The sequence below is a fragment of the Streptomyces sp. NPDC001373 genome, assembly GCF_042895815.1.
In the GTDB taxonomy this organism is placed as follows: Bacteria; Actinomycetota; Actinomycetes; order Streptomycetales; family Streptomycetaceae; genus Streptomyces.
The window spans coordinates 434,278-457,553 of the sequence record NZ_JBIAWQ010000004.1; the positions used below are offsets into that span (position 1 = coordinate 434,278).

At 73.2% G+C, this 23,276-nt stretch carries 17 protein-coding genes; 10 read left to right on the plus strand and 7 right to left on the minus strand.

The window, feature by feature from the left end; genetic code table 11:
• Positions 1–60 precede the first annotated feature (60 nt).
• From ACFY15_RS12960 to ACFY15_RS12990, 7 genes are all read left to right on the plus strand, one after another.
• Positions 61–684: a rhomboid-like protein gene (locus ACFY15_RS12960; protein WP_390685613.1), complete on the plus strand. Its 624-nt coding sequence runs from the start codon at positions 61–63 to the stop codon at positions 682–684.
• Positions 685–812: 128 nt separating this feature from the next.
• The gene (locus ACFY15_RS12965) at positions 813–1,607 is read left to right on the plus strand and encodes a tyrosine-protein phosphatase (RefSeq protein ID WP_390685612.1); all 795 of its coding nucleotides are present in this window, start codon (positions 813–815) and stop codon (positions 1,605–1,607) included.
• Between the two features lie 157 nt (positions 1,608–1,764).
• Positions 1,765–3,687: a hypothetical protein gene (locus ACFY15_RS12970; RefSeq protein WP_390825481.1), complete on the plus strand. Its 1,923-nt coding sequence runs from the start codon at positions 1,765–1,767 to the stop codon at positions 3,685–3,687.
• Between the two features lie 162 nt (positions 3,688–3,849).
• Positions 3,850–4,746, plus strand: a complete 897-nt coding sequence (locus ACFY15_RS12975; protein WP_390685610.1) for a metal-dependent hydrolase — start codon at positions 3,850–3,852, stop codon at positions 4,744–4,746.
• On the plus strand, positions 4,743–5,786 hold the full coding sequence (locus ACFY15_RS12980; RefSeq protein ID WP_390825483.1) for a PDR/VanB family oxidoreductase: 1,044 nt from the start codon (positions 4,743–4,745) through the stop codon (positions 5,784–5,786). Before ACFY15_RS12975 ends, ACFY15_RS12980 begins: the two co-directional genes overlap by 4 nt.
• A 64-nt stretch (positions 5,787–5,850) precedes the next feature.
• Positions 5,851–6,558, plus strand: a complete 708-nt coding sequence (locus tag ACFY15_RS12985) for a TetR/AcrR family transcriptional regulator (RefSeq protein WP_390685608.1) — start codon at positions 5,851–5,853, stop codon at positions 6,556–6,558.
• A 63-nt stretch (positions 6,559–6,621) separates the two neighbouring features.
• Positions 6,622–7,146: a GNAT family N-acetyltransferase gene (locus tag ACFY15_RS12990; RefSeq protein ID WP_042817530.1), complete on the plus strand. Its 525-nt coding sequence runs from the start codon at positions 6,622–6,624 to the stop codon at positions 7,144–7,146.
• Between the two features lie 152 nt (positions 7,147–7,298).
• On the opposite strand, the gene pulA is transcribed toward ACFY15_RS12990, so the two are convergent.
• The 3 genes from pulA to ACFY15_RS13005 form a co-directional block, all read right to left on the minus strand.
• Positions 7,299–12,710, minus strand: coding sequence for a pullulanase-type alpha-1,6-glucosidase (gene pulA / locus ACFY15_RS12995; protein WP_390825484.1), 5,412 nt, complete (start codon positions 12,708–12,710; stop codon positions 7,299–7,301).
• 81 nt (positions 12,711–12,791) lie between these two features.
• Positions 12,792–14,495, minus strand: coding sequence for a carbohydrate-binding module family 20 domain-containing protein (locus tag ACFY15_RS13000; RefSeq protein WP_390825485.1), 1,704 nt, complete (start codon positions 14,493–14,495; stop codon positions 12,792–12,794).
• A 401-nt stretch (positions 14,496–14,896) separates the two neighbouring features.
• Positions 14,897–16,465 carry a M4 family metallopeptidase gene (locus tag ACFY15_RS13005; protein WP_390825486.1) on the minus strand — a complete coding sequence of 523 codons (1,569 nt, stop codon included), beginning with the start codon at positions 16,463–16,465 and terminating at the stop codon, positions 14,897–14,899.
• A 236-nt stretch (positions 16,466–16,701) separates the two neighbouring features.
• On the opposite strand from ACFY15_RS13005, the gene ACFY15_RS13010 reads away from it, so the two are divergent.
• The 3 genes from ACFY15_RS13010 to ACFY15_RS13020 all read left to right on the plus strand — a co-directional run bounded on the left by ACFY15_RS13010 (position 16,702) and on the right by ACFY15_RS13020 (position 18,436).
• The gene (locus tag ACFY15_RS13010; RefSeq protein WP_390825487.1) at positions 16,702–17,946 is read left to right on the plus strand and encodes a helix-turn-helix domain-containing protein; all 1,245 of its coding nucleotides are present in this window, start codon (positions 16,702–16,704) and stop codon (positions 17,944–17,946) included.
• Positions 17,947–18,036: 90 nt separating this feature from the next.
• Complete coding sequence (locus ACFY15_RS13015; protein WP_390825488.1) at positions 18,037–18,186, plus strand: hypothetical protein; 150 nt, start codon at positions 18,037–18,039, stop codon at positions 18,184–18,186.
• A complete protein-coding gene (locus ACFY15_RS13020; protein ID WP_390825489.1) occupies positions 18,179–18,436 on the plus strand; it encodes a hypothetical protein in 258 nt (85 codons plus the stop codon). The genes ACFY15_RS13015 and ACFY15_RS13020 overlap by 8 nt, the downstream gene beginning before the upstream one ends.
• Positions 18,437–18,598: 162 nt before the next feature.
• Here ACFY15_RS13020 and ACFY15_RS13025 read toward each other — a convergent pair whose 3' ends face one another.
• From ACFY15_RS13025 to ACFY15_RS13040, 4 genes are all read right to left on the minus strand, one after another.
• Positions 18,599–19,612, minus strand: a complete 1,014-nt coding sequence (locus ACFY15_RS13025) for a LacI family DNA-binding transcriptional regulator (protein ID WP_390685601.1) — start codon at positions 19,610–19,612, stop codon at positions 18,599–18,601.
• Positions 19,600–21,204 carry a glycoside hydrolase family 13 protein gene (locus tag ACFY15_RS13030; protein WP_390825490.1) on the minus strand — a complete coding sequence of 535 codons (1,605 nt, stop codon included), beginning with the start codon at positions 21,202–21,204 and terminating at the stop codon, positions 19,600–19,602. Before ACFY15_RS13030 ends, ACFY15_RS13025 begins: the two co-directional genes overlap by 13 nt.
• A 73-nt stretch (positions 21,205–21,277) precedes the next feature.
• Entirely contained in the window at positions 21,278–22,174 is an 897-nt protein-coding gene (locus tag ACFY15_RS13035) for a sugar ABC transporter permease (RefSeq protein ID WP_390825529.1), read from the minus strand.
• A gap of 26 nt (positions 22,175–22,200) precedes the next feature.
• Positions 22,201–23,079 (minus strand): carbohydrate ABC transporter permease, encoded by an 879-nt coding sequence (locus ACFY15_RS13040; RefSeq protein WP_390825491.1) that lies wholly within the window; start codon positions 23,077–23,079, stop codon positions 22,201–22,203.
• Between the last annotated feature and the right edge of the window lie 197 nt (positions 23,080–23,276).

Consider the following 23,276-nt stretch of genomic DNA (forward strand, 5'->3'; position numbering starts at 1 on the left):
GGTCATGCTCTCACGGGGCCCGGCGCCGTGCGCCCCAGGGCCGTATCCGATCATGGACGGGTGAATCCACTGCGACGGTCATGGTCCTCGCTCCCCCTGGGCCCGCTGGGCGCGCTCTACACCGGCGGGGTCCAGCTCGGGGCCCACGCCCTGGGGCGGCTGGCCCCGGCCGACCGGGAGCGGATGCTGCGCGACTGCTCGACCAACGTCGACAACCTCGACGGCGGCCGCTGGGAGACCCTGCTCAGCAGCGCGCTCGTCGTCGAGGAGCCGATGCCGCTGCCGTACGCCCTGCTGCTGGTCGCGGTGCTCGGCTACGCGGAGTACGCGTACGGGGCCTGGTGGACGGCCGCGGTCTTCCTCTTCGGGCACGCCTCGGCGACGCTCCTCGTCTACGGGGTGCTGCGCCGCACGGCCGACCCTGAGACCCGCCGGGCCCTGGACGTCGGCACGAGCTACGGGTTCAACGCCGTCCTCGGCGCGCTGACCTCGGCCCTGCCGCGCGGGGCCGTGCGCACGACGGCCCGGGCCGGGCTGCTGGCGCTCGCGGTGCGGCCGGTGCTGCGGCGGGAGCGGACCTTCACCGACGCCGGGCACCTCGTGGCGCTGGGTCTCGGGATCGGGGTCGCGTTCGCCGTCGATTGTCTTTCCGGATCAAACCATCGGAAAATCGCTCATATCTGAGCAGGGGTGCGACTGCGGCCGCCACCGCACCGCGACCACGTACGACCCGCACGACCGCCTGACACGAGTCACCTCACCCCGCCGGGCCGGGCCTTCCGCCCCGTGCGCAGAACGCTGGAGCCGCCACGATGACCGCCACGTCCTCCACCACCGTCGCCAACCTCCGCGATCTCGGTGGCGCCCCGCTCGCCGGCGGCCGCACCGTCCGTCCGGGCCTCGTCCTGCGCTCGGGCGCCCTCGACCGGCTCGACCTCGACGCCGACCCGGCGGTGGCCGCGCTGGGCCTGCGCACCGTCATCGACCTGCGCAGCGACGCCGAGCGGACCGACCACCCGGACCTGATACCGGACGGCGTCCGCCTGCTGGTGCGCGACGTCCTGGCGGACAAGATCAGCGACGGCCGGATGCCCGCCGCCTCGCAGCTCAAGGACCTCCTCGCCGACCCGGCGGTGGCCGAGGAGCACCTGGGCGGGGGCAGGGCGCAGGTCCTGTTCGGCTCGGTCTACCGGTCCTTCGTCGCCACCGGCTCCGCGCACGCCGCGTACCGCACGCTGCTGACCGAGGCCGCCGACGCACAGGCGGGCCCGCTGCTGTTCCACTGCACGGCCGGCAAGGACCGTACGGGCTGGGGCGCGACGGTGCTCCTGTCGCTGCTCGGGGCCGACGACGACACCCTGATGGCCGAGTACCTGGCGGTGAACCCGGCGGTGAAGGCGGCCTTCGCCCCGTTGGTCGAGGGCTTCACCGCCGCCGGCGGGGACCCGGACATCGCGCTGGCGCTGATCGGGGTGTTCCCCGCGTACCTGGAGGCCGGCCTGGACGAGGTCCGGGTCCGCTACGGGTCGATGGAGAAGTACGTCCGCGAGGGCCTGGGCGTCCCGGACGAGACGGTCGCGGCCCTGCGCGCCCGGCTCGTCGCCTGACCGCCTCGTCCCCTGACCGCCTCGTCCCCTGACCGGCGGAACCGGCGCGTCGCCTGACCGGCCGGACCGGCCCGACGTCACGCCCGGAGCGTCCGATTCATCCGAACGTGTGCGCTGATGCGGGTGACCATCCCACCATTCGCTCGTTCTGCTGAACGTGACTGCGCCGGACACCGCCACCCGCCCCCTGCCCCCCGACGTCGAGCAGGCCGAGGCCGCCATCGTCGAGCACTACCCGCGGCTGGTGCGGCTCGCCTACCTGGTGCTGCCGCCCGCCCTCGGCCGCAACCGGCGGGTGCTCACCGCCCACTCGCTGACCCAGCGCGCCCTGCCGCGCGGGCGGCGGGCCGCCGACGCCGGGGCGACGCAGGGCGGGGTGCCGGCGCAGCGGGGCGGGCTGGGCGGGGCCGACTCCGGGTACGCGTACGTGCGGCTGCGCGTGCTGCGCTCCGCCCTGGAGGCGGGAATGCCGCTGAGCTTCAGGGCGCTTCCGCTGCGCGGGCAGCTGCCGGCGCTGCTGCCGCAGGTGTGGGGGCTGCGGCTGTTCCCGCGGGCGGGCGGGGCCGAGGAGCTGGCCCTGGACCAGTGGCTGGCCACGCTGAACGGCCCAGGCCGGGCGGCGTGCGTCCTGCGGGCACTGGAGGGGCTGGCGGAGCCGGACGTGCTGCGCGTGCTCGCCGAGGCCGGGGTGGCCGACCCGGCGGCGGCGGTCGCGGAGTCCGGGGACCCGGCGCACGACGCCCTGTTCGCCTCTCCCGAGTTCGACCCGTGCGTGCTCCAGGCCCGGCCCACCGACCTGCTGCGGCGCCGGCGCCTCGGGCGGGCGGCCCTGGCCGGGGCAGCCGCCCTCGCGGTGTGCGGGGCGCTGCTGGCGATCCCGGGCGGCGGCTGGGGGGCGGACGGGCCCGCCGCCCCGCCGTACGCGCGCAACGCGGTGGCGGAGCAGGCCCTGGATCCCGGGCAGCTGGTGCGGGTCACGCCGGGGGTGTGGCACACGTCCTCCCGTACGGACTACTCCGCGTGGCCGGCGCGTGGCGACCGGGCCGGGGACACCGAGCTGCTGCGGCGGGCGCTGGCCGTGTGGGCTCGCCCCGGCGCGTCGGTGGTGGTCTCGGCCACCCCCGGCACCCCGTCGGGGCCGCCGATGGGTCCGCCCCAGCTGCTGTACGCGGGCACCGTCGACCAGGCGGTGGTGGTGCTGCTGTACGACGGGCTGCGCGTGGTGCGGTACGCCGAGCCGCGCAACGGGACGGCCGGCGCGGCCCTGGACTTCGCGCGGACCGACGGGGCGACGGCGGACACCGCGGCCGCGCTGGTGCTCAGCCGGGTCGACGGCAACGTCCGCTATCTGACGGCCCCCTGGGTGACCGCGGCCGCCGTGCGCGACCTGCTGAAGCCCGGTGACGAGCCGTCCGCGCTGAAGCTCACCCCTGACGGGCTCACCCCGCCGGTCCTGGGTCCCGCGGCGAACGGCGAGTGCACCGGCTGGAACGCCCTGGCCCTGACCGGCGACGGGGCCACCCGGCTGGTCACCGACCTGGGCGAGCTGACCCCGGCCCGGCTGACCTCGGGCGCGCCGGGTGCCGCCCGGGACGTGACGGAGGCGGCGGAGCTGGGCGAGTGGTCGAAGACCGCGTGCCTGCTGCCGTCGGTGCGTTCGCACGGGGTGCGTTCCGTCAACGCGTGGACGTACGCGAAGCAGCCGCTTCCGGAAGGCGACGGGGCGGCGACCTGGCTGTGCAGCCGGGCGGAGACCTGGCAGGGGACGGCGGACCGGGTGCAGGTCCAGTTCCTGGCGCCCGGGGCGCCGCTGGCGGCGCAGGCTGCCAAGGCGGAGGGCTCCCCGGCGTGCGGGCCGCGGGAGCCGCGGGTGCTGGCCGGGGTGCTGTGGAAGTCCCGGGCGGGGCAGTGGTACGTCCTGGCGGCGGGGAGCGCGCAGTTCGCCTCCGTGACGGCGACGGGCGGCGGGGTGAACGGCAGCGCGAACGGCAACCGGCTGGCCGTGAAGGCGCCGGAGGGCGCCCAGGTCGACCTGTCGGGGAAGCTGACGGACGGGAGCAGGGCCGGGGCGCTCCGCTAGGTTCCGGGGACCCGGGGGGCTGGGCTCGTTCGTCGGCTGCGGGCCGGCGGGGGCCGGTCGCCCGGTTCCCCGCGCCCCTGGGGGGGGCTCCCGGTGCGCCCCTGGGGGATTCGGCCGCGACGAGGGGTTTTCCTCGACCGTACCCCTCAGTACATTGACGCCATGTCTAATACGCCGCTCACGCCCGCCCCCGTGGCGTCGGAACACATGGACCTCCAGGCGCGGAACGTCTCCTTCTCCTGGGACGACACCCCGCTGCACTGGCTGCCCGGCGAGCCCTTCGCCGGGCACACCATCAACGTGCTGCACCTCCTGCTGCCCGCCGGTGAGCGCTGGTTCGTGCACGTCTACAAGCAGGTGCTGCCGTACATCACGGACGAGCGGCTGCGGGCGGACGTCCTCGGGTTCATCGGGCAGGAGGCCATGCACGCCGCAGCCCACGACGACGTACTCCCCCACCTCAAGCGCCTCGGCCTGGACCCGACCCCCTACACCGCGCAGGTCGACTGGCTCTTCGAGAAGCTCCTCGGCGACCGCACCCTGCCGCCCGGCCGTGCCCGCAGGTGGTGGCTGATGGAACGCGTCGCGATGATCGCGGCGATCGAGCACTACACGGCCTTCCTCGGCGACTGGGTGCTCAACGCGGAGGAACTGGACCGGCGCGGCGCCGACCCGATGATGCTGGACCTGCTGCGCTGGCACGGCGCCGAGGAGGTCGAACACCGCTCCGTGGCCTTCGACCTCTTCATGCACGTCGACGGCAACTACCGCCGCCGGGCCCGGACCTGGGCCACCGCCTTCGCCGCCCTGGTCTTCCTCTGGCAGCGGGGCGTGCGCTTCTTCATGGAGAACGACCCCCTGAGGCCCGGCGCCAAGGCCTCCCTCGGCCAGTTCGTCCGGGCGGGCCGCAAGGGGGTCCTGCCCTCGGCGGGGGCGATGGCCCGGTCGATCCCCACATACCTCTCGCGCACGTACCACCCCTCCCAGGAGGGTTCCACCGCCCAGGCGGTGGCCTACCTGGCCTCCTCCCCCGGCGCCAACGGCGGGGTGCGGCCGTGAGGCGGACCCTGGCCGTGACGGCGGTGGCGGGGGCCGCCGTACTGACCCGGCGGGCGCTGCGCAGGCGCATCGGCCGCTCCCCCCTGTGGCCGCTCCCCGCCCTGGAGACACCGGTGTCGGGCCACTCCCCGCGCCGCTGGCTGCGCACCCTGGTCGTCTCGCGCACGGAGCCGGCCGAGGGGGTGGTCCGGCTGGTGCTGGAGTCCGACGAGCTGCCCGCCTGGACCCCGGGCGCCCACGTCGACGTACGGCTGCCGTCGGGGCTGGTGCGCCAGTACTCGCTGTGCGGGGACCCGGCGGACTCCGGCCACTACACGATCGCGGTCCGGCTGGTCGAGGACGGGCGCGGGGGCTCCCGCGAGGCGCACGCCCAGCTGGTGGAAGGCGCCGAACCGGACGTGCGGGCGCCGCGCAACCGGTTCGCACTGGAGTCCGCCCCCGCCTACGCCTTCGTCGCCGGCGGCATCGGGATCACCCCGGTCCTGCCCATGCTCCGCGCCGCGACGGCGGCGGGCGCCGACTGGACCCTCCTGTACGGGGGCCGCTCGCGCGCCTCGATGCCGTTCCTGCCCGAACTCGCCGCCTACGGGGACCGGGTGACGGTCGTCGCACAGGACGAGGCGGGCCTGCCCGACCTGGCCCCGCTGGCCGGGCTCCGGGCGGGCACCCTGGTCTACTGCTGCGGCCCGGACCCGCTGATGCGGGCGGTGCGGGAGGCGGCCCCCGATCCGTCGGCGGTGCGCCTGGAGCGGTTCGGCGCGGCGGCCACCGGCCCCGCGCGGGCCTTCACCGTCGAACTCGCGCGCTCGGGCCGCGCGGTGGAGGTCGCGGCCGACGAGTCGGCCCTGAGCGCGGTGCGCAGGGTCCTGCCCGACACCCCCTACTCCTGTGAGCAGGGTTTCTGCGGGACCTGCCGGCACCGGGTCCTGGCGGGCGGGGTCGACCACCGCGACGGCCTCCTGACGGACGAGGAGCGCGCGGACTCGATGCTGCTGTGCGTCTCCCGCGCCGCCTCGGACCGGATCACGCTGGACCTGTAGCCGCCGACCGCCCCGGCCCGTCGCTCCGTTCGGCCGGGACGGGCCGTCGAAGTAGGGTGTCGGCATGACGACCGGGGTGCGGCGCAGGATGGGTGTCGAGGAGCGGCGGCAGCAGCTGATCGGGGTTGCCCTGGAGCTGTTCAGCCACCGCTCCCCCGACGACGTGTCGATCGACGAGATCGCGGCGGCGGCCGGGATATCCCGGCCGCTGGTCTACCACTACTTCCCCGGCAAGCTGAGCCTGTACGAGGCCGCGCTGCGGCGGGCGGCCGACGAGCTGGCCGAGCGGTTCGTCGAACCGCAGGACGGTCCGCTCGGGGCGCGGCTGCTGCGGGTGATGGGCCGCTACTTCGCGTTCGTCGACGAACACGGGCCCGGCTTCTCGGCGTTGCTGCGCGGCGGTCCGCCCGCGGGCAGCAGCCGGGCCAACGCGATGATCGACGAGGTGCGGCAGGCGGCGTACGAGCAGATCCTGCTGCACATCGGCGTCCAGCAGCCCCCGGCCCGCCTGGAGCTCGTGGTGCGGTCCTGGGTGTCGCTGGCCGAGTCGACGGCGCTGCTGTGGCTGGACGGGCGGCGGATCCCGCGGGCCGAGCTGGAGCTCCAGCTGGTGCACGACTTCGCGGCGCTGGCCGCCGTGAGCGCGGCGTACGACGCGGAGATGGCGGGGATCCTCGTACGGATCCTGGCGGGCGAGCCGGCCGACGGGCCGTTCGGTGAGCTGGTCGGGCGGCTGGCGGCCCTGGTGCCGGGGCCGCGCGACGGCGGGTGAGTGCTCCCCGCCGGCTTCCGGGGGCGGGTGGGACCGGGCCGCGCGGCTGGCGATAATGCCCGCGTGATCATTGACGACGGGATCGTGTTCCGGGCGGCCGAGGAGAAGGACGCCGGAATCCTGGTGAAGCTGTACGACCAGGCCGCCCGGTGGATGCGCAAGCAGGGCATCGACCAGTGGAAGCCGGGCGAGAAGGACGCCGCGCACTTCCGCGCGAAGATGCGCGACGGGGAGGTGTGGCTCGCCGCGGACCCCGACGGACAGGTGGTCGGGGCGTACGAGCTGTGGTGGTCCGACGAGGAGGCCTGGGGGGTCCAGCCGCCGGTCGCGGGCTATGTGCACCGGCTGATGGTGGACCGTGAGACGGCCGCTCCGGGCGCCGGGCTGCGGATCCTCGAACACGCCGAGCGGCGGATCGCCCGGACCGGGCGGGAGCGGGCGCGGCTGGACTGCGTGTCCACGAACCCGCGGCTGCTGGCGTACTACCAGGGCGCGGGCTACCGGGTGGTCGGCGAGTTCCCGTCGAAGCAGGGCCAGGACGGCCGGGTGTACGGCGTGATCCTGCTGGAGCGGCGCCTCGACGTCTGAGGCGCGGGCGGCACGGGCCGTGCTGGGCGGCACGGCACGGCCGCGGGGATCCCGGCGGATGGAAGCCGTCCGCGTCCGGGTCCCGAGCCGGAACGACGTGACGGGGTGGTGCCGGACCGCGGCCGGCACCACCCCGTCTTCACACGGCTGCGTCAGGACCGTTTGAACACCGCGACGGTGCGCGCCGGGGTGGTGAACTCGCCCGTCGCCCGGTCGTAGGCCGACGTCCTGACCGCCGCGTCGGAGCCGCCCGCCTGGACGGGGTGCAGGGCGTAGCCGGTGCCGGCGAGGGCGGGGACGCGCTGGGCCTGGGCGGTGGGGGTGGCGTTGAAGACCACCACCAGGTCGCCGAGGGCCATGGTGATGACGCCGGGCGTCTCGTCCCGGCCCGAGAGCGGGAAGGACAGGCGTTCCTGGACCGCCTGGGCGGTGGTGAGGGCGAAGGCGGGTTCGGTCGTACGGATCCGCAGGAGGTCGCGGTAGGCGGCCGAGGCGCCCTCGATCTCGGCGCAGCCGGGGACGGGGCCGTTCAGCAGGGGCTTGGCGTAGGGCCACTTGGCGCGGTTGTCGGCGGCCGGGGGCAGGCCCCGCCCGAAGCCGTTGCCGTCGCGGCAGTCCCAGTGCAGGGCGTTGAACCAGTCGCCGCTGTCGAAGGAGTTGCGGTCCAGGGACTTCGAGCGGAGCAGGTCGCTGCCCGCCTGGGAGAGGGCGGGGCCCTGGGAGAGGGCGGCCGTGGCCATGGCGAGGACCTGCATGCGGGCCCGGTCGGCAGTGGGGGTGCCGGCGGGGAGCTTGTACGCCAGGGCGTCGTACAGGGACTCGTTGTCGTGGGCGTCCGCGTAGGCGAGGGCGTCGCCGGGGGCGGCCGCGTAGCCGGCGGGGGCGCCGTTGTAGTCGAGCTCGGAGCCCTTGGTGCGGCGGCCGGTGGAGTCGGTGAAGGTGTACGGGGCCAGGCTGCCGGTCAGGCCGACCTTGAGCAGGTCCTGGTCGTGCAGCAGACGGGCGCGCTGCTCGGCCGGGGTGCCGTTGGCCGGAGAGCCGTTGGGGTCGGTGAACAGGCCGGTGGCGAAGCCCTGGACGCGCGGGTCCTCGTCGAAGGGGCCGCCGCCGCGTACGGCGTCGCGGGCGCGGTCGGAGAAGGTGGCGATGCCGGTGCCGGCCATGTTCTTCTGCGTGGCCTGGACGAAGCGGGCGTCGTCGGCGACCTCTCCGAAGTTCCAGCCCTCCCCGTAGAGAACGATCTTCTTCCCGTCGACCCCGTCCTTGGCGGGGGTCAGCGCGTCGAGGGCCTTGCGGACGGCCAGGATGTTGTCCTTCGGGTGGTGGCCCATGAGGTCGAAGCGGAAGCCGTCGACCTTGTACTGCCTGGCCCAGGTGACGACGGAGTCCACGACGAGGCGGCCCATCATCGCGTTCTCGGGGGCGGTGTTGGAGCAGCAGGTGGAGGTGGCGACGCTGCCGTCGGCGAGGAGGCGCTGGTAGTAGCCGGGGACGATGCGGTCCAGGACGGACCCTTGCGCCTGCCCGGAGGCGACGGTGTGGTTGTAGACCACGTCCATCACGGTGCGCAGCCCGGCGCCGTTCAGCGACTGGACCATCCTGCGGAACTCGACGGTGCGGGCGGTCCCGTTCGGGTCACTGGCGTAGGAGCCCTCGGGGACGGTGTAGTGCAGCGGGTCGTAGCCCCAGTTGAAGCCGTCCTTCGCGGCGGCGGCCGCCACGCAGGCCTGCTGGGCCTCGGAGTCGGGGGCGTGGGCCTTCAGGTCGCAGGCGGGTGCGGTGCGGTCCTTCGGGTCCTCCGGGACGGTCCCGAAGTCGAAGGCCGGGAGCAGGTGGACGTACGAGGTGCCGGCGGCGGCCAGCTCGCGCAGGTGGCGCATGCCGGCGGAGTCGGTGTCGGTGAAGGCGAGGTACTGGCCGGGGTGCCTGCTGGTGGCGTCCGCGATGGAGAAGTCGCGGATGTGCAGCTCCTGGATCTGGGCGCTGTTGAAGGGGACGGGGGCGGGCTTGCGCAGGTCGCGCCAGCCGGGCGGGGCGAGTTTCGGGTCGGCCAGGTCGACGGCCAGGCTGTGGGTGGAGTCGGTCGTCAGGGCGGTGGAGTAGGGGTCGGTGACCAGGTTGCGGACGATCTGGCGGGTGCTGGGCGCCCAGACGGTGACGGCGTAGCGGTAGGGCTTGCCGGTCCAGGAGCGTTCGCCGCGCACCGACCAGACGCCGGTGGTGTCGTCGCGGCGCATGGGGACGGTGCGGCCGTCGAGTTCGAGCTCGACCTGGCGGGCGGTGGGGGCCCAGACGGAGAGGGTGGGGCGGCCGTCCTTGAAGACGGGGCCGAGGGGGGTGCTCTTCGCGTGGTCGGCGTAGAGGTCGTCCAGGACGCCGGCGAGCTGGACTCCGGTGGCGGCGAGGACGGCCCCGTTGGCCGCGCGGGCGCTCGCGACGAGCTGGCCGCGCAGGGCTTCGCGGACCCGGTCGCGGTCGCGGGGGTCGACGGTGAAGGCCGAGTACGAGGCCAGGTGCGGGAACTTCTGCTTCTGGGCGGCGGTGAGCTCGGAGCGGGTCAGCCGCAGCCACGGGGCGCCGGCTTCGCGCAGGACGCCGTTGTCGGCGGTGATCGCGCCGTCGCGGGAGGCGAGGAGCTGGACGGAGGCGGCGGTCGCCGGGGCGTTCCAGGCGAGGGTGTCGCGGTCGATCCAGACGGCCTGGGCCTTGCCCAGGTCGAGGGCGGCGCCGGATCCGGCGGGCTGCGGGAGGAGGTACTTCTCCCGGCCGCCGAGCATCCACACCTCGTGGCCGGTCGCCCTGAGGTCGAGGGACTGGTCGGCGGGGAGGTCCTTCTCGTCGCCCTTGTGGAGGATGTAGCTCAGGGTGCTCGCGCCGGGGGCGAGGGGGACCTCGTAGACGGCGCCGTAGGAGTCGGTGCGGACGGGCAGCAGGGGCTTGGACCAGTCGGTGGGGGTGGCGGCCCCGGTCCACACGTGCAGGCCCCAGCCGTCGTAGGCGCCGTCGGGGCGCTGGTAGTGGAGGACGGCCTTGGCCTGGTCCTGCGGCGGGTAGGCGGGGCGGTCGGTGCGGGCGGGCTCCTTGCCCTGCTCCAGCCAGACCTCGCCGGTGCGGGTGAGGTCGAGGGTGCGGTCGGCGGCGACGTCCTTGGTGCCGTCCTTGTCGATGACGAGGTAGCCGAGGGTGGTGGCGCCGGGCTTCAGACGGACGTACGCGAAGGCGCCGTAGGCGTCGCGGCCGGTGAAGGGGTGCCCCTGCGGCCAGGGGGTGGCCTCTCCGTCGGCGAGGTCGCCCCAGGCGTAGAGGCGCCAGTCGGCGTAGTCGCCGTCGGGGCGGTTGTAGTGGACGACGGCGTAGTCCCGCTGGGTGGCGGTGGGGGGTGCGGGCGGCGGGGTCTGCCCGGCGGTGCTCCCGGCGAGGGCGGAGGCGGTGCGGCCGGTGGAGTCGACGGCCACGGCCTTGTAGCGCAGGGCGGTGCCGGCCGGGGTGGTGGGGTCGATGGTCTGGGTGACCTTGTAGGGGGCGTGGTCGGCGGAGCCGAGGACCTTCCAGGGACCGGTGCCGGTCTGTGCGGCGAAGACGACCCGGGTCAGTGCGCCGGGGCCGCCCGCGGGGACGTCGGCGGAGAGCTCGACGGTGCCGGTGGCGCCGGGGGCCGGGGGCCCCAGGGTGAGGGCGGGCCCGGTGGCGGGGGCGGGGAGGGGGGCGGTGCCCTGGAGGACGAGGGTGGCGAGGGCGGGGACGGTGACGGTGAGCTTGCCGTCCGGGGAGGCGGTGGTCAGGCCGGTGGCGTACACGGCGCCCGGGTCTGCGGTGGCGCCGGTGGTGGCGGGGCCGCCGTGGAGGGTGCGGTACCGGGCGCCGGCGGGGGCGTCGATCCGCACGGTCTTCGGCTCGGTGCCGTTGTTGGCGGCGATCAGGTATTCGGTGCGGGCCTTGGGGTCGGTGCGGGCGAAGGCGTAGACGCCGCCGTCGGAGAGGCGCTCGCTCTGGATGCCGTCGCGCAGGGCCGGGTGGTCCTTCACCAGCTTCGAGAGGGCGCTGATCTGCCGGTAGAGCGGGTGCTGCGTGTCGTAGGCGTCGCTCGCCGCGGTGCGGGTGGTGCCCAGCTCGTCGTCGTCGAGGTAGTCGGCGATCCGGGTCGCGAAGAGGGGCTGGCGGGCGTCCTTGTCGCCGCCGGAGCCGGTGAAGCCCTGCTCGTCGCCGGAGTACACGACCGGGTTGCCGCGGGAGAGGAACATCAGCTCGTTGGCGAGCCGGTAGCGGTCCAGCAGCTCGGGCTCGCCGGCGCCGGGCCGGTCCTGCTTCAGGAAGGAACCGAAGCGGCCCATGTCGTGGTTGCCGAGGAAGGTCACCTGCTCGTAGGCATTGGCCTTGTCGGTGGTGTAGCGGTAGTCGTCGCCGAGGACGGCGGAGAGGCGCCCGGCGGGCGCGCCCTGGGAGGCGTACGCGCGGATCGCGTCCTGGAGCGGGAAGTCGAGGGTGGCGTCGAGCCGGCCGCGGGTCACGTACGGGGAGGTGACGGCGGTGTCCGCGGAGTAGACCTCGCCGAACATGAAGAAGTCCTTGCGGCCGTGGCGGGCCGCGTACTGGTCGAGGGCGGTGGCCCACTGGGTCCAGAAGTCCATGTTCACGTGCTTGACGGTGTCGATGCGGAAGCCGTCGACGCCGAAGTCCCGGACCCACTTCTCGTAGATCTTCTCCATGCCGCTGACGACCTCGGGGCGCTCGGTCCAGAGGTCGTCGAGCCCGGAGAAGTCGCCCTGCTCCGCCGACTCCCCGGCGAAGGTGGAGTCGCCCCGGTTGTGGTACATCGAGGGGTCGTTGAGCCAGGCCGGGGACTTGAGGTCCTTCTTCGCGGCGGGGACGAAGGGGGTGCGGGGGAAGGTGCGGACGGCGTCGACGGCGGGGAACTTCTTCTTCCCGTCGGCGTAGTCCGTGTCGTCGAAGGGGACGCCGTCCTTGGTGAGGTAGGGGAAGGCTCCCTTGGAGAGGTAGTCGTGGGACCCCTCCTTGTAGTCGACGACGTCGGCGGTGTGGTTGGTGATGACGTCGAAGAAGACCTTCATCCCCTTGCCGTGCGCCTTGTCGATGAGGCGGGCCAGGTCGGCGTTGGTGCCGAAGTGCGGGTCGACCTGGGTGAAGTCGGTGATCCAGTAGCCGTGGTAGCCGGCGGAGGTGTTCGCCCCCTCCCCCTGCACGGGCTGGTTCTTGAAGATCGGCGCCAGCCAGATGGCGGTGGTGCCGAGCCCCTTGATGTAGTCGAGCCGGTCGGTGATGCCCTTGAGGTCACCGCCCTGGTAGAAGCCCTTGTCCGTCGGGTCCAGGCCGGTCTGCAGCCGGGTTCCGGTGAGTCCGCCGGTGTCGTTGCGCGGGTCGCCGTTCGCGAAGCGGTCCGGGAGCACGAAGTAGAACTGCTCGCGGGTCAGGTCGTGCCGGGCGGGGACGGCGGCGAGCTTCGCGTCGGAGGGCGGGGCCGGTGGCGTGGCCGCGGCCGCGGGCAGGGCCGGCAGGAGCGCCGCGGCCAGGGCGGCGGCGGCGAGTCCCGCTGCGGGGCGTGTCAAGGGGTCTCTCCTCGGGGAGGTGAGGGCCGCCCGGCGCGGCAGGGTCAGGGGTGCCGGGCGGCCCTGGTCGGGGGGCGAGGGTCAGTTGCGCCAGGTGTCGGTCAGGGTGATGCTGCCGTTGGCCGGGACGGTGGCGGAGCGGTTGGCGCCGCTCTCCCAGGTGACGTTCCCGGAGCCGTCCTTGCGGACGTACTTGTAGGAGAAGGCCGTCCCGGCGGGGAGGGTGACGTCGAGCTTCCAGACCGGGTAGGAGGCCGGGTCGAGCTTGAGGGCGGCGCCGGTGTTCCAGTTGCCGAGCTCGGGGCGGTCGCCGGTGACGTAGATGTCCTGGCCGGGGACCGTGGTGGCGTTGACGGCGAAGGAGGCGCCGGTGGCGGCGGCCGGAGTACCGGTGCAGGTGGGGGCGCCGGTGTGCAGGGCCAGGGCGGTCTGGGGTGCGAGCGTGGCGGTGAACCGGCCGCCGGAGTCGACGCTCACGGCGCGGCCGCTCTGGACGTCGCAGTAGGTCCCGGCGGGCAGGGAGGTCTGGAAGGTGCGGGTCAGCGGCGAGCCTTCGTGGTTGAGTGCCACGTACGCCCTGGCCCCGCGTCCGAAGGCGATCTGGTTGCCTCCGTTGTCCCACCAGTCGGTGACGCCCTGGCCGCGGGCGGTGTTGCGGAAGGCGACCATGGAGGAGATCTCCGGCCAGGCGTGCTGGCACTTCCACCCGTCGGTGTAACAGGCGTTGACCGTACCCCCGTTGGGCGGCCCGGCGTCCTTGTCGGTCCACTCGTAGCCGGAGTGGACGTCCGGGGAGCCGTAGGGCCAGGCCAGCATGAAGACACTGGCGAGGGTGTAGTCGGCGCCGTCCTTGTAGTTCAGGGTGTCGCCGACGCGCTCGGTGTCGTGGTTGTCGACGAAGACGCCGGACGTGGCGGCGGGCATGTACCCCCAGGCCTCGCCGAAGTTCTTGAGGTAGGCGAGCTTCTCCCCCTGGAACACCCGCTTCAGGTCGCGGGCGTAGCGGAACTCCTGCACGTCGCCGTTGCCGAGGTACTCGGAGGGCGAGACGGCTTCGCCGGCCCCGTAGATCGCCTCCTGCTTCCAGTAGGCGGAGGGGTTGCTCAGCCGGGACTTGATGGCGGCGAGGTCCGCGGCGGGCATGTGCTTGGCGGCGTCGATCCGGAACCCGTCGACGCCGAGGGAGAGGAGGTCGTTGAGGTAGCCGGCGATCCGGCCGCGCACGTACTCCTCGCCGGTGTCGAGGTCGGCGAGCTGGACGAGCTCGCAGTTCTGGACGTTGGCGCGGTCCTGGTAGTTGGAGACGGTCGCCCGGCAGTCGTCCATGTCGGCGCCCGAATAGACGCCCGGGTAGTCGTACTTCGTGTACGGGGACCCGCCGGTGCCGACGCCGTCGCCCGCCGCCATGTGGTTGATGACGGAGTCGGCGACGACCTTGACCCCGGCGGTGTGGCAGGTGTCGACCATCCGCTTGAAGGCGGCCCGGTCCCCGAGCCGTCCGGCGATCTTGTAGCTGACGGGCTGGTACGAGGTCCACCACTGGGGCCCCTGGATGTGCTCCTGCGGCGGCGAGACCTGGACGTACCCGTACCCGGCGGGACCGAGGGAGTCGGTGCAGGCCTTGGCGACGGAGTCGAACCGCCACTCGAAGAGCACGGCGGTGACGTCCTTTTCACCGGGCGGGGCCGCGGAGGCGGGCGCGGCCTGGGCGGTGAGGGTGGCGGCGAACGCGACACCGGCCGCCAGCGCGGCTCTTCCGGCGCGCGCGGATACGGATCGAGCCATGTGGGGGTCCTCCTGGCGGGAAGGTGTGGGGGGTTGCACGCGACCGTAGGGGGCACCCAGGAGTGTTGCAAGAGCTTGCGCAAGAGATTGCAGAATTGTTTCCGGCACAAGCGCGCAGGTTTCCGGCGTAGCCGGACAAGACGCGGCATCCTCCGTCGCGCAGTGCCGTTCTTGCAGGTGAACTCCACGGTCCGGCCGGCCTGGTCGGCGGCCCGCCCGCGCCGAACCGGACCGGCTCACCGCCGAGCCCCCGCACGCGACGGCCGGCTACAGCCGGGCCCTGATCGCGGTCTCCGCCGCCTCCAACCGCTCCACGGGCGCCCGCGACCGACCCGGACCCCTGACGCGCAAAAGGGCGGGGGGTGCGACGATCCGCACCCCCCGCCCGTACTCAGGGCCCGCTACTTGACGTTGACGGCCGTCCACGCGGCCGCCACCTGCTGGTACTCCACACCCGTCGAGCCGTACAGGTCGGCCGTCGCCTTCAGGGTCGCCGTACGGGCGCCCGCGTAGTCGGTGGTCGAGGTCATGTAGGTCGAGAGGGCCTTGTACCAGATCTTGTACGCCTTGGTCCGGCCGATGCCCGCGACGGCGGAACCGTCGTACGTGGGCGAGTTGTACGCCACGCCGTTCACCGTCTTCGCGCCGCTCCCCTCGGAGAGCAGGTAGAAGAAGTGGTTGGCGACGCCCGACGAGTTGTGGACGTCGAGCCGGCCCACCGACTTGGACCAGTAGTCCGCGGAGGCGCCGTCCTTGCTGGGCTTGTCCATGTAGCGCAGCGGGCTGCCGTCGCCCCGGATGTCGATCTTCTCACCGATGAGGTAGTCGCCCGGGTCGGAGGCGTTGTTGGCGAAGAACTCCACCGAGGTGCCGAAGATGTCGCTGGTGGCCTCGTTGAGGCCGCCGGACTCGCGGCTGTAGTTCAGCTTGGCCGTGGCGGCGGTCAGGCCGTGGCTCATCTCGTGGCCCGCCACGTCCAGCGCGGTCAGCGGCTTCTGGTTGTTCTGGCCGTCGCCGTAGGTCATGCAGAAGCAGCTGTCGTCCCAGAAGGCGTTGACGTACGCGTTGCCGTAGTGGACGCGGGAGTAGGCGGCCCTGCCGTCGCCGGCGATGCCGTTGCGGCCGAGCTCCGACTTGTAGAAGTCCCAGGTCACGGCCGCGCCGTAGTGGGCGTCGACGGCGGCGGTCTGGCGGTTCGACGGGGTGCCGTCGCCCCACTGGTCGTCCGCGTCGGTGAACAGGGTGCCCGTGCCGGAGGTGCCGCCGTTCAGGTCGTAGGTCTTGTGGCCGCCGCGCGCCGTATCGGTCAGGCTGAAGGCCGATCCGCTCGGCGCGGTGCCGAGGGTGACGGAGCCGGAGTACTCGCTGGTGCCGACGCCGGTGTCGATGGCCTCGTAGGAGTAGAGCTCGGCGCCGGTGGCGGCGTCGGTGATGACGTGCCGCTCGCTGGGGGTGCCGTCGTGCTGGGTACCGGTGACGACGGCCTCGTAGGCGAAGACCGGCTTGCCGGTCGCGGCCCACACGACCTGGCGGCTCCCGGCGGGGGCGGCCCGCAGGGCGGAACGGGCACCGGCCGGGGCTATCTTCGCCTCGACCGCCTTGTCGGTCTTGCGGCTGCCGTCCTTCTTCTGGTGGACGACCAGGTCGCCGCCGAGGACGGGCAGACCCGCGTAGGTGCGCTCGTAGCGGGTGTGGACGGTACCGTCCGCGTCCTTGACCACGTCACGGGCCACGAGACGCTCGTCGTCCGCCAGGCCGATGGCCCGCGCGGTGTCGGCGGCCGCGTTCTGGGCCTCGCCGATCGCCTGGGCGCGCGCCCCGGCCGACAGCGTGAGGGCGGTGGCACCGGCCTCCCGCTCGGCGGCCGCGCTGGCGGAACCGGCCTGGACGGAGATGGCGACCATGGCCGCGGAGGCGACGATCGCGGCGGCGCGCAGGGTCCGGGTGCGGGGGGTGGGGGAAGAGGACATGGGGAAGGTCACTCCTTGGTAGCCGTGGGGGACTGGCTGAGAGAGTGCCAGGAGATTGGCCGAAGTGACAGGTACGCAACAAGGATTTGACCTGCCGTTGTCCGTTGAGCGGCGCACAAGCACCGCTCAACGAACGAAAACGCCTCATTCCGCTTGCCCCGCGGGCGAGTTGCCGGACCGTCGGCGCGCACCACCTACCCTGTCGGTGTCGAGCTGCAAGGAAGGGGCAAGGCCGCATGTCGTACGACGCAACCCCGGACCCGTACTCCGATCCACTGGTGTTCGGCCAGAGAATGCAGATCCTCCGCACCCGGCGCGGGCTCACCCGCGGCCAACTCGGCGGCCTCCTGGGGAGATCCGGCTCATGGGTCAAAGCGGTCGAGACCGGCCGCCTGCGCACCCCGCACCTCCCGCTCGTCCTCCGGGTCGCGGAGGTGCTCCGCGTCCGGAACCTGTCCGAGCTCACGGGCGACACCTCCCTCCGCGCCGACCTCTTCGCCGGCCCGGGACACCCCCGGTTCGCCGAAGTCCGCGAGGCCCTCAACTCCCTGAACCTCGGCAGCAGCCACGAGGCGCCCCCGGTCGCCCACCTCACCGCCCGCCTGTCCCGCGCCTGGTCCGCCCGCCACTCGTCCCCCGACCACCGCGAGGTCGTGGGCGCGTTGCTGCCCGGCCTGATCCGGGACGCACAGGCCTCCGTCCGCCAGGCGGAAACGGTCGCCGACCGCAAAGCAGCCCAAGCCCGCCTGGCGGAGGCCTACTTCCTCGCCCAGTTCTTCTGCGCCTACCAGCCCGACGCCCCCTTGGTCTGGCGGGTGGCCGAACGCGGCATGACGGCCGCCCAGGACTCGGAGGACCCCCACGCCATCGGCCTGGCGGCCTGGCTCACCACCCAGGCCCACCGCGACAGCGCCCACTACGAGGCGGCCGACGCCGTCACCCTCGAAACCCTCCGCTACCTGACCCCGCTCCTCCCCGCCGCCACAGCGGACGTACGGGCCGTGGCGGGCGCCCTCACCGCCGAGGCCGGCCTCACGGCGGCCCGGCGCGGCGAAACCGGCACCGCATGGCACCACTGGGACCAGGCCCGCCTCCTGGCGGAAACCCTCCCCCCGGCCTACTTCCACCCGGTCACGAGCTTCTCCCGGGCGGTCATCGGCGCCCACGCGGTCACCGTGGCGGTGGAGCTCCACACGGGCGGCGAATCCGTGCGCCAGTCCGCCCGCGCCGAGGCCGAGACGATCCCCTCCCGCCCCCGCCGGGCCCGCCACCGCATCGAACAGGCCCGCGCCTACCACCTGGACGCCCAGCCCGACGTAGCCCTGGCCACGCTCGCCCAAGCCCACGAAACCGCCCCCGACACCGTCAGGTACAACGGCTACGCCCGAAGGATCGTCCTGGAGGAAACCGAGGCCAGATCCCCCTCCCGCCGCCGCCGAGCCTCCGACCTGGCAACCCGCCTGGGCCTCCTGACCTCCTGAACGGAAAGGGGCACAGACTGTGCCCCTGCCCACCCCGGGCCGCCCCTACCGTCACCACACGACCCACTGACGACGGTAGGGAGCACCGCCATGGCCGCACACACCCACGCCCCCGCGACCTCGGACGCACCTGTGACCCGTGTGACGGTCATAGACACCACCGGCACCGACCTGCTCGACCGAGCCCGCACAGGGTGGCAGCGCTTCCTCGACACCTTCGAGGGAGACTCGGATGAGTGAACGGTACGAGTACGTCCCCCACCGGCTCCTCCGCCGCCGCGTCCGCGACATCGCCTCCGGCGTCGAAGGGGAGCTGATGGCCGTCATCAACGAGAACGTCTCGGACTCGGACACCTACGAGCACTGGACGGAGCTGGCGTACATCCGCAACGCCTCCGGCCGCGAATTCACCACGGCCGTCGCAAACGTCCAGCCCGCCTATGACCAGCCCCGGAAGGGCCGCAGCCGCCGAAACCCGGGCAGCGCGTAGCGATCTGACGCGTGAGAGCAGCCCCGGTCGCACAGCCATCGAGCCCGGATGCGCGGCGAGGCGGCCCCCACCCACCGCCCCGCACCCGGGGAAGCGGGTGGGCGGGCACCGGCCCGTCCCCGCCCCTCGAGGGGCAGATGGCGGGCCCGCGCCGCGCGGGCCCTACTCCGGCCCCGGCCCGGTGGACCCCCGTACCACCAGCTCCGGCTGGAAGACGTACTCCGTCCGCTGGACCGGGGTCCCCGCCACCGCTTCGAGCAGTGCCCCCACCGCCGCCGTGGCCATGGCCCGGACCGGCTGGCGGATCGTCGTCAGCGGCGGGTCGGTGAAGGCGATCAGCGGGGAGTCGTCGAAGCCGACGACCGAGACGTCCTCCGGGACCCGCAGCCCCCGCTCCCGGGCCGCGCGGATGACCCCGAGGGCCATCATGTCGCTCGCGCACACCACACCCGTGCACCCCCGCTCCAGCAGGGCGATGCCCGCCGCGTGGCCCCCCTCGACGGTGAACAGGGTGCGCTGGACCAGGCCTTCGGCGTCGGCGCCCGGCCGAGCGGCCAGGAAGCCCTGCTCCTTGCGCGCCGAGGGCACGTAGCGCGTGGGCCCTATGGCCAGGCCGATGCGCCGGTGGCCCAGCTCCTCCAGGTGCCGTACGGCCATGTCCGCCGCCGCCCGGTCGTCGGGGGAGACGAAGGGCGCGTGCACGTGCTCGTTGAAGCCGTTGACCATGACGAACGGCAGCCCGCGCGAGGCCAGCCGCTGGTAGCGCGCCGGGTCGGCGGTGGCATCGGCGTGCAGGCCGGACAGGAACACGATCCCGGTGACCCCCCGCTCCTCCAGCTGCTCGACCAGCTCGTCCTCGGTCGCGCCGCCCGGCGTCTGGGTGCACAGCACCGGCGTGTACCCGTGCCCGGCCAGTGCCTGCTCGATGACCTGCGCGAACGCCGGGAAGATCGGGTTGGTCAGCTCGGGGATCAGCAGCCCCACCAGCCCGTTGCTCCGCCGCTTCAGCCGCACCGGCCTCTCGTAGCCCAGCAGGTCCATGGCGGCCAGCACCCGGTGCCGGGTGCCGGCCGCCACGCCCGCCTTGCCGTTGAGCACGCGGCTGACGGTCGCCTCGCTGACCTGGGCCTGCGAGGCGATGTCCGTCAGCCGCAACGGGGAACTCACCCCTGCCACCACACCGCGGTGTCGGCCGGCAGGACGTCCAGGTCGGCGCCCAGCTCACCGCTCGCCAGCAGCACCGCGCCCCGGACACGGCCCGCCGCCGGTATCCGCACGTCCTCGCCCGTCGTGTTGACGGTGCAGACGAACGACCCGCGCCGGAAGGCCAGCACGCCCTCGGGCGCCTCCAGCCACTCCACCGCGTCCCCGGCCCCCAGGTCCTCGTGGGCGCGCCGGATCCGCAGCGCGGAACGGTAGAGCTCCAGCGTGGAGTCCGCGTCGCCGGTCTGCGCGGCCACGCTCAGCCCCGCCCATTCCGCGGGCTGCGGCAGCCAGCTGCCGCCCGGACCGAAGCCGTAGGGGGCCTCCTCGCCCGACCACGGGATCGGGACCCGGCACCCGTCGCGCAGGCCCTCCTGCCCGTTCTCCTTGAAGAACGAGGGGTCCTGGCGCACCTCGTCCGGCAGGTCGGTCACCTCCGGCAGCCCGAGCTCCTCGCCCTGGTAGACGTACGCCGATCCGGGCAGCGCGAGCATCAGCAGCGCGGCCGCCCGGGCCCGCTCCAGGCTGCCGAAGCGGGTCCGGTGCCGGACCACGTCGTGGTTGGACAGCACCCAGGTCGTCGGCGCGCCCACGGGCCGCATGGCGTCGAGGGACTCGTCGATGGTGGCGCGCAGCGCGGCCGCGTCCCAGCCGGTGCTCAGGTAGTGGAAGTTGAAGGCCTGGTGCAGCTCGTCGTGGCGCAGGTAGAGCGCGGTGCGGTCGGCACTCGGGGTCCAGGCCTCGGCGACGCCGATGCGGTCACCCGCGTACTCGTCCAGGACCTTGCGCCACGAGCGGTAGATCTCGTGGACCCCGTCCTGGTCGAAGAAGGGCAGCACCTGGTTGCCGAGGAGCTTGAGCTGCTCGTCGCGGCCCAGGTCGGGCAGTCCGGGCGCCTTGACGAGACCGTGCGCGACGTCGATGCGGAAGCCGTCGACGCCGAGGTCCAGCCAGAACCGGAGCACGGACCGGAACTCGTCCTGCACGGCCGGGTGTTCCCAGTTGAAGTCGGGCTGCTCGGGCGCGAACAGGTGCAGGTACCACTCGCCGTCGGCCACCCGGGTCCAGGCGGGCCCGCCGAAGATGGACTCCCAGTCGTTCGGCGGCTCCTCGCCCGACTCCCCCTTCCCCGGCCGGAAGTGGAAGCGCTCGCGCAGCGGGGTGCCCGGTCCCTCGCGGAGCGCCTGCTTGAACCATTCGTGCTGGTCGGAGCAGTGGTTGGGGACGAGGTCCACGATGATCCGCATGCCCAGCCCGTGGGCTTCGCGGATGACGGCGTCGGCGTCGTGCAGGGTGCCGAACATGGGGTCGATGGCCCGGTAGTCCGCGACGTCGTAGCCGGCGTCGGCCTGCGGGGAGGCGTAGAAGGGGCTCAGCCAGACGGCGTCGACGCCCAGCTCCTTGAGGTAGGGCAGTCTGCCGCGGATGCCCTCGAGGTCCCCCATGCCGTCCCCGTTGGAGTCGGCGAAGCTGCGCGGATAGACCTGGTAGATCACCGCGTCTCTCCACCAGCCGGACCGGGTCCCGGTCGGGGTGGGGAGGGCGTCGGCGAGGTGCTGGGTCATGGTGTCCTTGGAGAGTCGGGCCGGTCGTACAGAAAGCGGGAGTCGAACGCCAGTGGCCGGGCGGGCCGGGTGGTCAGCCCTTGGTGGCGCCCGCCGTCATGCCGGCGACGAGGTGACGCTGGGCGAACAGGAAGAAGACGGCCGCGGGGATGGCGATGAGGACGGAGGCCGCGCTCATGGCACCCCAGTTGGAGGTGTACTGCGTGACGAAGGTCTGGAGCCCGCCGGCCAGGGTGAGGTTCTCCTCGCCGACCATGAAGGCGGAGGCGTAGGCGACCTCGCCCCAGGCGGTGATGAAGGCGTAGAAGCCGGTCACGGCCAGGCCGGGCTTGGCGAGCGGGAGGATCAGGCGCCAGAAGGTGCCGAAGGGGTTGAGCCCGTCGACCCGGCCGGATTCGTCGATCTCGATCGGGATCGTGTCGAAGAAGCCCTTCATCATCCACGCGCAGAACGGGACGGCGATGGTGAGGTACGTGATGATCAGGCCGAGCGGCTGGTTCAGCAGCCCGAGCTCCCCCATCAGGTTGTAGAGCGGGACGATGAGGATGGCCATCGGGAACATCTGGGTGATGAGCAGGGTCCACATCAGCGGCTTCATGCCCGGGAACCTGAAGCGGCTGACGGCGTACCCGGTGGTGGCGGCGATGAACACGCCGAGCACCGTGGTGACCCCCGCCACCAGGACCGAGTTCCAGAACCAGCTGAGGAAGTGGCTGGACTCCAGCAGGTAGGAGTAGTTCGCGAGGGTCGGTTCCTTCACGAAGTCCGTGCTGATGGCGTACTTCGCGGGCTTGAGGGAGGTCAGCAGGATCCACAGCACCGGGAAGACGGCGATGACGGACGCGACGAGGAGGGTGGCGTGCAGGCCGAAGGACGCCAGCGGCGAGCGGCTGCCCCGGGGGCGGGCGGCCCGCCCGGAAGCGGTCGCGGGAGCGGCCCCGGAAGCGGTCGCGGAAGCGGCCCCGGACACGGTCTCGGAAGCGGTCTCGGACACGGTCACCACACCTCTCCCTGCTTGCGCAGCGAGCGCCGGTAGACCAGCGCGAAGATCATGAGCAGGCCGAGGATCAGCACGCCCCAGGTCGCGGAGCCGGCGAAGTCGCGCGGGCTGGCGACGAAGGCCTCGCGGAAGGCCTGGGTCACGAGGATCTCGGTGGAGTCGCCGGGACCGCCCCGCGTGAGCAGGAAGATCACCGGGAACATGTTGAAGGTCCAGATGGTGGAGAGCAGGATCACCGTCATGCTGACGGCGCGCAGCCCGGGCAGGGTGATGTGCCGGAACCGCTGCCAGGGTCCGGCGCCGTCCATCTCGGCGGCCTCGTAGAGCTCCGCGGGGATGGACTGGAGCCCGCCGAGCAGGGCGACCATCATGAACGGCACGCCGAGCCAGACGTTGACGGCGACGACGGAGAGCTTGGCCCAGGTCGGGTCGTCCAGCCACGGGATCGCGGAGATGCCGCCGCCGTCGAGGATCTTGTTGAGGATGCCGTTGTCGCGGTTGAAGAGGAACCGCCAGGCGAAAACGGAGACGAAGCCGGGCACGGCCCAGGGCAGGATGAGCGCCATCCGGTAGGCGGCGCGGCCCCGGAACTGCCGGTTGAGGACGGTGGCCAGGGCGAGCCCGAGGGCGAAGGTGATCGAGACGCAGGCGACGGTCCACGTCACCGTCCACACCAGCCGCTGCCAGAAGACGGGGTCGCCGAGGACCGCCGTGTAGTTGTCGAGGCCGACGAACTCGTACGTGGCCTCGATGTGGCGCACGCCGATCGTCCGGGCGACGTTGCGCTCGCTGGCGTTGGTCAGCGACAGGTAGACGCCGCGGACGAGCGGCCAGCCGACGATGACGCCGAGGACGAGGACGACCGGGGCGACCATGGCCCAGGCGTACCAGTGCGTGGCGAAGGCGCGGCCGATGCCGCCGCGCGGGCTTCCGGCGGTCTTGGCAGTCGTGCGGCCGGGGCCGCGGGCGGGGGGGGGGGGGGTTACCCCCCCCCCCCCCTGCCCCCCCCCCCCGGGGGGGCCCGGCCACACGGGGGAGAACATAACCCCCGGGTGGTGGTGTGGGTAAAAAA